General features: G+C 71.9%; 11 protein-coding genes and 2 tRNA genes. 3 read left to right on the top strand and 10 right to left on the bottom strand.

The window, feature by feature from the left end; translation table 11 throughout:
- Positions 1 to 58: 58 nt before the first annotated feature.
- The 6 genes from B7C62_18585 to B7C62_18560 all read right to left on the bottom strand — a co-directional run bounded on the left by B7C62_18585 (position 59) and on the right by B7C62_18560 (position 6,205).
- Positions 59 to 1,003: an alcohol dehydrogenase gene (locus B7C62_18585; protein ARF74027.1), complete on the bottom strand. Its 945-nt coding sequence runs from the start codon at positions 1,001 to 1,003 to the stop codon at positions 59 to 61.
- A gap of 258 nt (positions 1,004 to 1,261) precedes the next feature.
- Positions 1,262 to 2,326: a peptidase gene (locus B7C62_18580; GenBank protein ID ARF74026.1), complete on the bottom strand. Its 1,065-nt coding sequence runs from the start codon at positions 2,324 to 2,326 to the stop codon at positions 1,262 to 1,264.
- Between the two features lie 374 nt (positions 2,327 to 2,700).
- Positions 2,701 to 3,873, bottom strand: coding sequence for a hypothetical protein (locus tag B7C62_18575; protein ID ARF77248.1), 1,173 nt, complete (start codon positions 3,871 to 3,873; stop codon positions 2,701 to 2,703).
- A gap of 207 nt (positions 3,874 to 4,080) precedes the next feature.
- The gene (locus B7C62_18570) at positions 4,081 to 4,827 is read right to left on the bottom strand and encodes a MerR family transcriptional regulator (protein ID ARF74025.1); all 747 of its coding nucleotides are present in this window, start codon (positions 4,825 to 4,827) and stop codon (positions 4,081 to 4,083) included.
- A gap of 135 nt (positions 4,828 to 4,962) precedes the next feature.
- A tRNA-Met gene (locus tag B7C62_18565) sits at positions 4,963 to 5,036 on the bottom strand.
- A 212-nt stretch (positions 5,037 to 5,248) separates the two neighbouring features.
- Positions 5,249 to 6,205 carry a short chain dehydrogenase gene (locus B7C62_18560; protein ARF74024.1) on the bottom strand — a complete coding sequence of 319 codons (957 nt, stop codon included), beginning with the start codon at positions 6,203 to 6,205 and terminating at the stop codon, positions 5,249 to 5,251.
- Positions 6,206 to 6,582: 377 nt separating this feature from the next.
- On the opposite strand from B7C62_18560, the gene B7C62_18555 reads away from it, so the two are divergent.
- The gene (locus B7C62_18555) at positions 6,583 to 7,425 is read left to right on the top strand and encodes a transcriptional regulator (protein ARF74023.1); all 843 of its coding nucleotides are present in this window, start codon (positions 6,583 to 6,585) and stop codon (positions 7,423 to 7,425) included.
- Positions 7,426 to 7,515: 90 nt separating this feature from the next.
- Here the strand turns inward: B7C62_18555 and B7C62_18550 are convergent, their stop codons facing one another.
- A complete protein-coding gene (locus B7C62_18550; GenBank protein ID ARF74022.1) occupies positions 7,516 to 8,079 on the bottom strand; it encodes a hypothetical protein in 564 nt (187 codons plus the stop codon).
- A 50-nt stretch (positions 8,080 to 8,129) separates the two neighbouring features.
- On the opposite strand from B7C62_18550, the gene B7C62_18545 reads away from it, so the two are divergent.
- Both B7C62_18545 and B7C62_18540 read left to right on the top strand, forming a co-directional pair.
- Positions 8,130 to 8,921 (top strand): short-chain dehydrogenase, encoded by a 792-nt coding sequence (locus B7C62_18545; GenBank protein ID ARF74021.1) that lies wholly within the window; start codon positions 8,130 to 8,132, stop codon positions 8,919 to 8,921.
- A gap of 30 nt (positions 8,922 to 8,951) precedes the next feature.
- Positions 8,952 to 9,389, top strand: coding sequence for an NUDIX hydrolase (locus B7C62_18540; protein ID ARF74020.1), 438 nt, complete (start codon positions 8,952 to 8,954; stop codon positions 9,387 to 9,389).
- A 178-nt stretch (positions 9,390 to 9,567) separates the two neighbouring features.
- Here B7C62_18540 and B7C62_18535 read toward each other — a convergent pair.
- The 3 genes from B7C62_18535 to B7C62_18525 form a co-directional block, all read right to left on the bottom strand.
- A tRNA-Lys gene (locus B7C62_18535) sits at positions 9,568 to 9,641 on the bottom strand.
- A gap of 217 nt (positions 9,642 to 9,858) precedes the next feature.
- A complete protein-coding gene (locus B7C62_18530; protein ARF74019.1) occupies positions 9,859 to 12,213 on the bottom strand; it encodes an RNA helicase in 2,355 nt (784 codons plus the stop codon).
- A gap of 239 nt (positions 12,214 to 12,452) precedes the next feature.
- Positions 12,453 to 13,043, bottom strand: coding sequence for a hypothetical protein (locus B7C62_18525; GenBank protein ID ARF74018.1), 591 nt, complete (start codon positions 13,041 to 13,043; stop codon positions 12,453 to 12,455).
- Positions 13,044 to 13,339: the final 296 nt, after the last annotated feature.

The raw sequence follows: 13,339 nt of genomic DNA, 5'->3' as shown, positions 1-13,339 counted from the left end.
CACCGAAACGCTAACGGAGCGTTCCCCGAGCCCCAAAAGAGTTCGGCGGCGGGCCGGTTCAGGCGGACGCCTCCGTGAGGGCCGTCAGTTCGTCCTCCGTCAGCTCCAGATCCGCCACGGCCAGCAGGGCGGGAAGCTGTTCGACCGTGCGGGCCGAGGCGATGGGGGCCACTACCGTCGGGCGGGCGGCGAGCCAGGCGAGGGCGACCGTGGCGATCTCCGCACCCCGCTCCGTGGCGACCGTGTCGAGGGCGGCGAGGACCTTGCGGCCGCGCTCCGACTCCAGGTGCTCGCCCGCCTTGGCCGAGCGGGCGCTCTCCACGTTCGTACCGGGGCGGTACTTGCCGGTGAGGAAGCCGGAAGCCAGCGCGAAGTACGGGACGGCGGCGAGACCGGCCCGGGCGGCGGTCTCCTGGAGCGGGCCCTCGTAGGTGTCCCGGGAGACCAGGTTGTAGTGCGGCTGGAGCGCGATGTACCGGGCCAGGCCCTCGCGTTCGGAGAAGTCCAGGGATGCCTGGAGCCGCTCGGGGCTGATGTTGGAGGCGGCGATCTGACGGACCTTGCCGTCCTTCACCAGCTGGTCGAGGGCGGTGATGATCTCCTCGACCGGGACGGTCTCGTCGTCGAAGTGCGTGTAGTACAGGTCGATGTGGTCGGTGCCGAGCCGGCGCAGCGACTGTTCGGCCGCGCCCTTGATGGTGGCGGCGGAGAGCCCCTGGTAGTCGGGGTGGGCGCCGACCTTGGTGGCCACGACGATGTCGGAGCGGTTGGTTCGCGAGGCGAGCCACTTGCCGATGACGGTCTCCGACTCACCGCCGTGGTTGCCCTCGATCCAGGCGGTGTAGGCGTCGGCGGTGTCGATGAAGTTGCCGCCCGCGGCGGCGTACGCGTCGAGGACGGCGAAGGACTGGTCCTCGTCGGCCGTCCAGCCGAAGACGTTGCCGCCGAGGGAGAGGGGGAAGACCCGGAGGTCGGAGCTGCCGAGCGGTCGCAGAGAAGTCATGTGGGTGTTCAACGGCGCGGCCGGAGCCGACTATTCCACGCCCGCGTTCCCGCGTTCCCTCGTTCCCGCGTTCCCGCCTTCGCGCACTCCTTCAGGCGCCGGACAGACCGGCAGCCCTGACGTCGGGGGGTGAGCGTCAGGGCTGCCGGGGTTCAGGGGTGGTACGGGGACGAACGGCGAGCCGGGCCATGAGGTGGTACGAGGACGGACGACGTACCGGGCCATGGGGTGGTACGGAGACGAACGGCGGGCCGGGTCTCAGACGTTGAGGCCCTTGCTGTTCAGCCAGGCGATCGGGTCCATGGCGGAGCCGCCCGCGGTGCGGACCTCCAGGTGGAGGTGGACGCCGGTCACGTTGCCGGTCGCGCCCATGCGGCCGATGGTGTCGCCGGTGCTGACCTTCTGGCCGACCGTGACGTCGATCGAGGACTGGTGGGCGTACCAGATCTCCGTACCGTCCTCCAGCTGGAGGATCGTGCGGTAGCCGTACGAACCCGACCAGCCGGCCGAGGTGATCGTGCCGCTGTGCACGGCCTTGAGCGGCGAACCAGCGGCCCCGGCGAAGTCCGTGCCGGTGTGCTGGCCGGAGGACCACATCGCGCCGGACTGGCCGTAGGTCGAGGTGATCGTGTACCCGGAGGCGGGCAGGGCGTAGCTGGCGCGGAGCTTGGCGAGGCGTTCCTCCTCGGCCTTCTTCGCCGCCGCTTCCTCCGCCGCCTTCTTCTCGGCTGCGGCCTTGGCCTTGGCTTCGGCCTCCGCCTTGTCCTGCTGCTTCTTCGCTTCGTCCTGCTGCTTCTTCGCGTCGGCCGCGGCCTTCTCGGCGGCGGCCTTCTCCGCGGCGGCCTTGGCCTCCGCGTCGGCGTTGGCCTGCTGCTGCTCGGCCTGCTGGAGAATCCGGGCGCGCAGGGCCTCGCCCGCGTCGGTCGCCCCCGCCTCGGTCTCGTCGGCGGTGAGGCCCATGGAGGCGAGCGGCACGGCGACCGGCTCGGCCTCGGCGGGTTCCTCGGACATGAAGGCCCCGACGCCGGGAAGGGACTTGGCGTCGGGGAGGTTGTCCACGATGGAATCGGGAAGGGAGATGGAGACCGGCGGCTTGCTCTGCGCGGTGGCCATGCCACCCGCACCGACCGCCGCTATGACGCCGACCCCGAGGACGGTGGAGCTACGGGCGAGACCTCGCTGCTTGGCCACGCGGTGCTTGCCGCGCACGGGACGGACGGACTCCGCGGTGGGGTTCCACTCCTCCCAGGTCCGCTCCGGGCCGCCGAAGGCGTCGGCGCTCAGGGATGACGGGGCCTCAGGGGCAGGCTGGTTGGACGCCACGTGGGCGCACTCCTTTCCTTCCTTCTCGCCTACCGGGTTAGCTGACGGGTTCGGAGCAGGAAGGTCTCCTACGGGCCCCTCCGCCTCTTACGAGACGCAGGCGTCCGATTCACCCCATGTAGGTGGTTCCCCGGTTCCCTTGCGGAATTCGGCGCTCGCGCACGGCGCCGTCTCTGACGACGGCTGGGACGACCGCGCTGCGTTATCGAACGTTAATAGACACCCGGGCACGATTCCAAGCTGTTCCTGTTGATCATTAACGGCTCCGACGGGGACTTACCATCCACAAGCGGCTCGAATCGGACGACTTGACGATCCCTCGCCCACACCTCTTTTTCTGATGGTGTGTCAACTGTTATGCGGAGCGGCGTCCCTCAGTCACGCACCGTGTCATCGCCCCGGCCCACGATCTTCACCGTCGTCCGCCGCGAGGGCTGGCCCTCCGCCGGCCGGCTCACCGCGAGCAGCGCCATGTCGTCCGTGGACCGCCCGCCGGTGTGCAGCCGTACGTCGTCGGTGAGCGCCGAGAGCAGCTCCTCGGGCCCGGGGAAGATCCGGCCGCGCAGCCGGGCCGCCGGGTCGTAGAAGGCCCCGTTCGCGTCCCGCGCCTCGGAGAGGCCGTCGGTGAAGGCGAGCAGCGTCGACCCCGGGGGCATCTCCCACGTGTCGGACCGGTCCGGCCACACCCCCAGGTCCATCCCCAGCGGCATCGCGGGCACGCTCGGCGCGAGGACCTCCAGGGCCCCGTCCGCGTACAGCAGGATCGGCTCGGGGTGGCCGCGGTTGACCAGCCGGAGCGAGGCCGAACCGGGCGGGATCTCGGCCAGTACGGCGGTGATGAACCCCTCCATGGCGTCCAGCCCGTACCGCCGCGTCCCCTCCCGCGCGAGCGCCCGCTCCAGCCGCTGCGCCACCCCCTCCAGGGACCGTTCCTGCTCGGCGGCCTCCCGGAACGCCCCGATGATCACCGCCACCGCCTCCACGGCGTCCAGCCCCTTGCCGCGTACGTCCCCGACGACCAGGCGCACGCCGTACGGGGTGTCGGCCACCGCGAACAGGTCCCCGCCGACGAACTCGTCCGCCTGCGCCGCCTCGTACCGCGCGGCCACCTGGAGCCCGCCGATCCGGTCCGCCGGGGTCGGCAGCACGGCCCGCATGGCGGTCTCCGCGATGACCCGGGCGGAGGCCAGCTGCTCGTTGCTGCGGCGTACGACCCCGTTGATGACGAGTGCCAGGGCCGCGGCGGTGAGCACGGTGATCATCTCGATGACCGGGACGACCTGGGTGGAGGTGCCGTCGGAGATCCGCATCGCGATGACGGAGAGGACCGAGGCCACTCCCGTACGGACGGTGCTGGCGAGCGAGAAGAAGGGCGCGGCGATCAGCGGCGCGGCCACGAACAGGGGTACGGCGGTGAAGTTGGGCGGCGCGAGCGAGTCGAAGAGGAGCCCGCCGCCGATGAGCAGCACCGGCAGCAGCCGGACGAACCGCCGGGTACCGGGGCTCTGGGCCACCACGGGCCTGCCCCGCCCCGAGGCTCCGGGCACTCCGCGACCGCGCCCCAGGAGGCCGAAGCCCCCCGTCACGCGTCCGCGCCCCTTCTCCGCCATCCCCACCTGTGCACTCCTGCCCGGTCCGGCCACGGCTGCGGACGGTACCGCGCCCCGTCCAGGCTTCCCGGAGCCGCGCCGTGCGGCGACTCGTCATCGGCCAAATAGGGGGAAAAGCGGAGCCTTGCGCGGAGACTCCCGTGGTCAGTCGGAGAGCCGGTGTTCCGCGTAGACCGTCAGCGCATCCCGTACGAAGGCGGCGGTGCCGTCCCCGTAGCGATCGTAGTTCTTTCCGAAGCGCGGGTCGGCGGCGTACATCTCACCGAGCCCGATGACGTACGAGCGGCTCGGAGCGGCCGTCGTGGACAGCCACGCGCAGTGCCGCCGGGCGATGTCCTGCGCCCGCTCACTGCCAGGACCGGCCCCGGCCTCCCTGGCCCGCCCCCAGTCACGGGCGATGGCCTCGTGCTCGTCCAGGAACGCCTTCTTCCCCTCCTCCCCGAGCGAACGCCACCACCGGTCGCCCTCCTCGTACGCCGACCGCCCCCAGCGCTCGGTCACCTCCCGCTCATGAGCGGTGTGGTCGAACCCGTCGAACACTTCCTCGGCCATGAGTTCCTTCCCCTCCTCCGTCTTGTGGAGAGTGGTCCGCACCGAGGCGATCTGCCGCCCGATGCGCGCCTGCTCCTGTTCGAGCAGCCGCAGATGCGCCCGCAGCGCCACGGCCGTGTCCCGCTGCCCCTCCAGTACGTCCCTGATGGCGGGCAGCGACAGCCCGAGCTCACGCAGCAGCAGGATGCGCTGCAACCGGACGAGGGCGTCCTGGTCGTAGTAGCGGTAGCCGTTGCTCCCGATCCGGCTCGGCGTGAGGAGACCGAGGTCTCCGTAGTGCCGGAGCGTGCGGCTCGTGGTGCCGGCCTTTCTGGCGATTTCCTGGATGGACCACTCCATGCCGGAAACGCTAGATCTTTACGCTGCGTCAAGGTCAAGGTGGCGGGGAGGCCCGGAGCTCCGGAGGCCCGGGAAACGACTCAGGCCCGGTACGCGATCAATTATCTGATCTGCGTACCGGGCCTGGATCTTCAGTAGCGGGGACAGGATTTGAACCTGCGACCTCTGGGTTATGAGCCCAGCGAGCTACCGAGCTGCTCCACCCCGCGTCGGTGAACACCACTCTACGCCATGGGAGCGAGGTCCCCGACCACTTTTCCGAGACACCGTCTCCGCAGGCCAGCGGGGCCGACGGCCGGTGGCAGGCGGCAGGCGGCAGGCGGCAGGGCGGCAGGCGGCAGGCGGCAGGCGGCATCCTGGCCGAGTGGCTGGGGACCCGGCCCGCGGGCTCACCAGGACCGGGGGAGTCCACGGCCGGACATCACGTGCGGACCGCCCGCTCCGCGAACCGCACGCCGGTCAGCTCCTCGGAGATCTCCCACACGCGACGGGCCTCCTCGGTGCCGGTGAGCCGGCTGTAGAGCCTCTGCTCCGCGGGCGGGCCGCCCATGTGGCCGGGGCCCTTCGGCCCGTAGAGGGCGCCGCCCCGGGAGTCGGGCGAGGTCGCCGCGTACAGCGCGGGCAGCTTGGCGCTCTCCACCGTGCCGACCACGATGCCCCGGGCCGACAGGAAACGGATCAGCCGCACGCCCATGGTGTCCTTGGCGCGGCCCATCTCCGGCCGGGCGGCGAGCAGGCTCGTCGGGGCGACGCCCGGATGGGACAGGTTGCTCGTGAGGCCCCAGCCCTCGGCCCGGCCTCGCCGGTCGAGTTCGAGGCCGAAGAGGCCGAAAGCGATCTTCGACTGGCTGTAGGCCCCCATGCCGTTGTAGGAGCGCTCCCAGTTCAGGTCGTCCCAGTTGATCGCGTTCCGGTCCGCGGAGACGCTGATCTGCGAGGTCACCCGGGCCTGTCCGGCCTGGAGGAGGGGCAGCAGGCGGCCGACGAGGGCGAAGTGCCCGAGGTGGTTGGTGCCGAACTGCAGCTCGAACCCGTCGGCGGTGGTCTGCCGGTCGGGCGGGGTCATGACGCCCGCGTTGTTCACCAGGAGATGGATGGGCCGCCCCTCCTCGGCCAGGGAGCCGCCGAGCGCCGCGACGGAGTCCAGCGAGGACAGGTCGAGCGAGCGCAGCGACACCTCCGCCCCGGGAGCCTGCCGCCGGATCGCGGCGAGCGCGTCCTCGCCCTTGCGCGGATTGCGTACGGGCAGGACGACCTCGGCACCGGCGGCGGCGAGGCGGGTCGCGATACCGAGCCCGATCCCGTCGCTGGCACCGGTGACGACGGCGCGCTTGCCCGACAGGTCGGGGAGGGTGATGTCGGGGGTCCTGCGGGTCATGGGGTCCACTCCTCGTGAGGTCGGTGCGGTCCGGTCGCTTCCACGGTGACGCCGTCCTCCCGCCCCATCCAGGGCCCGCCGATCCCCTGATCGGCGAGGCGGTTTCCGGCCGGCGAGTCGACGTTACGGCGGGCGGGGGCCGTATTCCGGCGGCGCGCCCGGCCGTATGGGGGGACCGACGATCCGTGGTTGCGACGGCCGCCGGGCGATACAAAGGGATGGGGGCGCAGAACACGGAGAAGGCCCCGAAGAAGAAGCCCCGAAGAAGAGGCGCGTGAGAAGAGGCACGTGAGAAGAGGCGCTGGAAGCCGGAGCAGAAGCGCCGGGAAGAGGCGCCGGAAGCGGGCCACCTGAAAGCGAGCGGCGGAGGAGAACGCATGGAGATCGACCGCGGCGGCCTGGCCGCGTTCCTCCGGAACCGTCGGGAGCTGCTCCAGCCCGAGGACGTCGGGCTCCCCCGCGGGCAGCGCCGCCGGACCGGCGGGCTGCGCCGCGAGGAGGTGGCCGTGCTCTGCCACATGTCGACCGACTACTACGCCCGGCTGGAGCGCGAACGCGGCCCCCAGCCGTCGGAGCAGATGATCGCCTCGATGGCGCAGGGCCTGCATCTCTCCCTGGAGGAGCGCGACCATCTGTTCCGTCTCGCCGGCCACACCCCGCCGGTCCGGGGGACGACCGGCGAGCACATCAGCCCCGGCCTGCTCCGCATCCTCGACCGCCTCGACGACACCCCCGCCGAGATCGTCACCGAACTGGGGGAGACCCTGCGGCAGAGCCCGCTCGGCGTCGCCCTCACCGGCGACACGACCCGCTACACGGGCCTGGCCCGCTCCATCGGCTACCGCTGGTTCACCGACCCCGCCACCCGCTCGCTCTACGTGGCCGAGGACCACGGCTTCCTCTCCCGTATGTTCGCGTCCGGCCTGCGGGAGCTGGCCACGCTCCGGGGGCCGGGCTCCCGCGCCGCCCACTGCGCCGAGTTGCTCCTCGGCCGGAGCGACGAGTTCCGCCGCCTCTGGGAACAGCACGAGGTCGGCATCCGCCCGCACGAGGTGAAGCGCTTCATCCACCCCGAGGTGGGGGTACTGGAGCTGAACTGCCAACGGCTGCTGGACCCCGACCAGTCCCACAGCCTGCTCGTCTACACGGCGGCCCCCGGGAGCGACAGCTACGACCGGCTGCGGCTGCTGTCGGTCATAGGGGCACAGACGATGAGCTGACCCGGTCGGCGTGCTTCCTCACGCGGCTGCCGGCTGCCGACTCCTGACTGCCGGCTCCCGGCTCCCGGCTCCCACGAGGGAGGCAGGGAGTCAGAGCACCTGCCCGGCAGCCGGGTCGCACGTCTCAAGAAGGCCGCCGAACGCCTGCTCAGCGGCGCCCGCGGTACCCGCGGGGAACAGCCGGGCCACGGCGGTGCGGTCCGGCGTGGTGATCGCGTACTGCTCGGCGGCGTAGGAGAGATCTCCCCACGGCTCGCGGATGTGAACACGCACGAGGGCCCGACCGCAGCGGGCACAGCCGATCCACGGCACCGGAACGAGTCCGGAGCCGGAGAGCCCGGCCGCAACCGTGTCCCCGCCGACGAGTACGTCGTCCCGCTCGATCAGATACGCGGCGGATGCCGGCCGGCCGTCGCCGCGGCACCGGCGGAGACGGGGCGCGAGCGCTTCCCTCTCCCCCCACACCTCGGCGAGCACCGAGATCTCCGCGCGGACAGTCTCGCTGATGGCCACGTCGTCGCGCAGGATGCCGGAAACGAGCAGGCCCAGTCCGGCCTCCTGCTCGCCGATGGCCCAGCAGTCCTTGAACTCCTCGCCCTGGGCCGGTGGCAGCAGGGCGGCCAACCGGTTCCAGGTGGCACCGCCGTCGGTCATACACGTGAGGCTACCGACCCACACCACAGGGCCGACGAGCCGTTGCGGCACTGTCCCTGCCCCTGCTTGAGCCCTCTCTCCGGACCCGGTCCCTCCAGGGCCGCACCGCCCTCGTCACCGGCGGGGCCACCGGCATCGGCGCCGAGATCGGACGGGCGCTCGCGGCCGCCGGAGCAACCGTGGCGGTCAACCACCTCGGCCAGGGCCCCGACGCCCACGCCCTCCTCGCCGCCTTCGAACGCCCGGGCAGCCCTGGGATCGCGGTGAACGCCGACCTGACCGATCCGGGCTCCGTTCGGACCATGGCCGACCTCGTCCGCGCCGAGATCGGACCCGTCGACATCCTGGTGAACAACGCCGGTTCCTACCCCCGCGTCGCCTGGCAGGACACCGACGAGACCGCCTGGGACTACTCCCTCGACGTGAACCTCACCGCCCACTACCGCACCTGCCACGCATTCACCCCCGGCATGATCGAACGCCGCTGGGGCCGGATCGTGAACATCGGCAGCGTCAACGCCCGCGCCGGCCGAACGAACCTCGTCGCATACAGCACCGCGAAGGCCGGGCTGCTGGGACTGACCCGCTCCCTCGCCCGCGAACTGGGTCCGTTCGGGATCTGCGTCAACACCGTCATGCCCGGCGCCATCCAGGTAGAGGCCGAGAACGCCCTCCCCGCCCGGCACCATGCGCGGCCGGAGGACCAGATCAAGCGTCAGTGCGTCCCGCGCCGTGGCCGCCCCGAGGACGTCGCCGCCCTGGTGGCGTTTCTCGTAGGTCCCTCCGCCTCGTTCATTACGGGGCAGTCCGTCCACGTCGACGGTGGCTGGCTGCTCCACTGAGAACGTCAACAGGCAAGGAGACCCAACGAAATGATCGAACGAGTCCGTGCCGTCCTCGTCACCCGCGACCACACGATGCTGGTCATCCGCCGCACCAGGCCCGGCGTCCCCGAGTACTGGGTCCTGCCCGGCGGCGGCGTCGAGCCCACCGATGAGTCACGCGAGGCCGCCCTCCACCGCGAGATCCACGAGGAGATCGCCGGAAAGGCCGACATCATCCGTCTGCTCCACACGATGGAGTCCGACGACGAGCGTCAGCTCTTCTACCTCGCCCGCATCGCGACCTGGTCCTTCGACGACCGCACCGGTCCCGAGTTCAGCGCCGAGGGCCGCGGGGAGTACGCGCTGGAGGAGATCCCGCTGACCCTGGCGGGTATCGACGGTATCGACCTCAAACCCGAGGACATCGTCCACGTCCTACGAGGAGCCATCAGGGCCGGAAGCCTCGGAGTCGAGGCATCGCTGTGAACCTTCAGGTATTTCAGCAGGTCATCAGGGCCAGCTCCGAGGTGAGTCGGCCCTGACATCGCTAGCAGGGCCGGTGACGACCCGCTCACGCACGAACCCCCGGACAACGGAGCGCCCCGACCGGCCGCAACCGATCGGGGCGCTCCACCGCAGGGCGGAAGGTCTCCCCTGCTGTCAGTAGGCCGTGTGGGACTCGAACCCACAACCAACGGATTAAAAGTCCGCTGCTCTGACCAATTGAGCTAACGGCCCCTGCAACATCACCCCCGAGCATAGCCCGCCCGATCCCAGCAGCCGATCCGGTATCGGTGTCGGGCCCTGTCGCGCCCCCTGCTCGTCCCTTTCACGCCGGTTCGCGCCCCCTGGGAACGGCAACAGGGCCCGTACGTCACCGAGTCGGTTCGGTGGCGTACGGGCCCTGCCGGTCTGTCAGGCGGACCTGCCCGGCCGGGAGTCGGCCGGTGCGGGGTCAGCCGTTGCGCTTCCAGCGCGGCTTGTCGTCGCGGCGGCCGAAGGAGCCGGTGTTGGTGCCGGTGTTGGCGCCGCGGTGGTCGTCACGACGGCCGGTCGGGCGGTCGCCGCCGCCCGAGCGGAAGCCGCCCGAGGGGCGGTCGTCGCGACGGTCACGGTTGAACGGGCGGTCACTGCCGCCGGAGCGGAAGCCACCGGAAGGGCGGTCGTCACGGCGGTCGCGGTTGAACGACGGACGGTCGTTGTCCCGACGCTCGAACGGACGGCCACCACGGTCGTCACGACGGTCACCACCGGAGCGGTAACCACCCGACGGGCGGTCGCCGCCGCCGGAGCGGAAGCCGCCCGAGGGGCGGTCGTCACGGCGGTCACGGTTGAACGACGGACGGTCGTTGTCCCGACGCTCGAAGGAACGGCCACCACGGTCGTCACGACGGTCGCGGTTGAACGAGGGGCGGTCGTCACGGCGGTCGCGGTTGAACGACGGACGGTCGTTGTCCCGACGCTCGAACGGACGGCCACCACGGTCGTCACGACGGTCGCCACCGGAGCGGAAGCCACCGGACGGGCGGTCGTCGCGGCGGTCGTTGCCGCCCCGGTAGCCGCCACGGTCGCCACCGCGGTTGTCGCGGCGCTCGTAGTTGCCCCGCTCGTCGCGGCGCTGCTCCTCGCGGGCCGCCGGCTGCTCGGGGACGGAGATGGCGGCCACCAGGGCGGCCTCGGCCTCGGCGGTGACCTCGGCCACCGCCGCCTCCGGGTCGTCGCCCCGCTCGCGCGCGGCACGGGCGACCAGGCGGTCGGCCTCCTCGCGCAGTTCGACGGCGCGGCGCTGGACGCGCTCCAGCTGCTTCGTCAGGTCGGCGGCCTCGCGCTCGGCCTGCTTGGCGGCGTTGTTCGCGGAGTCCGCCTGGACCTCGGTGAGCGAACGGGCGCCGGTGATCTCGGCGACCTCCGGCTCGAAGACGCCCGCGCCCTGGACGATGTGGCGCGAGGCGTCGACGCCCGCGTCCTCCATCAGGCGGAAGATCTGGCGGCGCTGGTGCGGGAGCGCCAGCGAGACGACCACACCGGAGCGGCCGGCGCGGGCGGTACGGCCCGAGCGGTGCAGGTAGTCCTTGTGGTCACCGGCCGGGTCCACGTTCAGGACCAGGTCGATGCCGTCCACGTGGATACCGCGGGCGGCCACGTCGGTCGCGACGAGCGCGTTGACGTAACCCTTCTTGAAGTCCTCCAGGACCCGCGTACGGGCGCCCTGGGTCATGCCGCCGTGCAGCGCGTCGGCCTTCACGCCGGACTCGATGAGCTGCTCGGCGATGCGGTCGGCGCCCAGCTGGGTGCGGACGAAGATGATGGTGCGGCCCTTGCGGGCGGCGATGGCGGCCGTGACCGGCGCCTTGTCCTTCGGCTTCACGACGAGGACGTGGTGCGACATGGTCGTGACGTTGCCCTGGGCGCTGTCGACCTCGTGCGTGACCGGGTCGGTGAGGTAGCGCTTGACCAGCGTGCTGATCTCGTTCTCCATGGTGGCGGAGAAGAGCATCCGCTGACCGCCCGCGGGGACCTGGTCCAGCAGCTCGGTGACCTCGGGCAGGAAGCCCAGGTCGGACATCTGGTCGGCCTCGTCGAGGACGGCCACCTGGACGTCCTCCAGGGAGCAGGCGCCCCGGTTGATGATGTCGCGCAGTCGGCCCGGGGTGGCGACGAGGATGTCGACGCCGCGCTCCAGGGCGTAGATCTGGTTGCCCATCGACGTACCGCCGCAGACGACCTTCATCTTGAGGCCGAGCACGTCACCGTACGGCTGGAGCGCGTCCGCGACCTGCATCGCCAGCTCGCGGGTCGGGGTGAGGATGACCGCGCGGGGCTTCTTCTTGTCGGTACGGCCACCGGCGAGCGCCGCCAGGGTCGGCAGACCGAAGGAGAGCGTCTTGCCGGAGCCCGTACGGCCGCGGCCCAGGATGTCCTTGCCCGCCAGGGCGTCCGGGATGGTCGCCGCCTGGATCGGGAAGGGGGTGGTCACCCCGTTCTGCGCGAGCTTGCGGACGATGCCCTCGGGCAGACCCAGGTCGCCGAAGGTGATGGTCGGCTCGGCGTCGGCGTCGGACTCGGCGTCGGCCTCGGGGGCCGTGTCGGTCTCGGCGGACGCCTCGGCCTGCTTGTCCTCCGTGGTGGAGGCGGCGGTCTCGGTGTCCTCGGCCTTGGTGTCCTCGAGGAAGTCGGCGACCGACTTCTCGGCGGCCGGAGCGGCCGGGGTGTTCTCGGCTTCGGCCGCGGCGGCGGCACCGGCGGGGGCCTCGGTCACAGCGGACTCGACGAGCTCGGTGAGCGCGTCGGTGTCGATGTTCTCGGGCATGACGGTGCGGTCAGAACTGGAAATTGACATGCGAAATGCGAAACCTTCCGGAGTCTCGGCACGCGCCCATAACTCCGTGATTCGCAATTTCGACCGCCTCAATGCGGTCCAGCCACGGCAAGGGAGAGTACGCGCCACACGGCGCTCTTCTGTGTCGGCGCCGGGCAATGGGATCAAACGATCTACCACCATACGCACTCTCACCCACATTGCGCAACCCGCACGCCTCGGGCCGCCCGCTACACCGGCCCCACCTGCGGTGATGCCTCCGGCGTCCGCAACGGTCGGCCCTCCTCCGCACCGCTCATCGCCTGCGTCCGCAGCTGCGCGGCGGGCGACGCGGAGGGAGGCGGTTCGGGAGGCTCGGTGGGCTCCGGCTCGGGTTCCGGGTCCGGGTCGGGGGCGGGCGGAGCGGGCGGCTCCGGGGCGACCGGCGGCGGCTCCCCCGGGCCCGGCGCGGAGGGCGTCGGGGCCGGGGGACGGCCGGGGGCCGAGGGCTGCGGGGCGCCGGGTTCGGGGCGCGCGCCCTTCGGCGCGTCCGACGGCGTGGCTCCGGACGCCTCGGGGCTCGGCTTGCCGTCCTTGGGCTTCTTCTTCCGGTCGGAGTCCCCGTCGGAGTGGGTGTGGGCGTCGCCGCCGCCCCGGTGCGCGGCCCCGCCGGACGCGGGCGCCGTCTCACCGTTCGGCTGGACGGCCCGGCCCTTCGGGTCGGAGGAGGCGGAGGGCCCCGGCCTGGCGGCGTCTTCGCCGACGCTCATACAGCCGGTGGACGCGGCGATCGTCAGCGCGGTGACGGCTGCCCAACGGGCAGGGGCGGACAAGTGGCGCACGGGCGGCACCTCCGGGGCGAGGAGAGCGAGGATGGGGAGGGGGCGGGGACGGAAAGGGAGCGGGAGCGGAGAGGTGAGAGGAGCGGCGGAGCTTGCCGTACGGGCACGAGCGCGCCGTACGCGAATGGTGCGGTGCCGTGCCCAACTCCCCGGACCCCGCCGGAGACACGCCCGAAGCGCCGCCGGCCCGGCCAGCCCTTCCCGCGGCCCGCCTCGGCCCCGGGGCACAACGCCCCCCGCAACCGCCCGCGGCCCGCCTCGGACCCAGGCCCCAACACCCCCGGAACGCCCCACAC

Source organism: Kitasatospora albolonga (assembly GCA_002082585.1).
Classification (GTDB): Bacteria; Actinomycetota; Actinomycetes; order Streptomycetales; family Streptomycetaceae; genus Streptomyces; species Streptomyces stephensoniae.
Note: the sequence above shows the minus strand (reverse complement) of the source record. Positions and strands in the feature narration are given on the sequence as shown.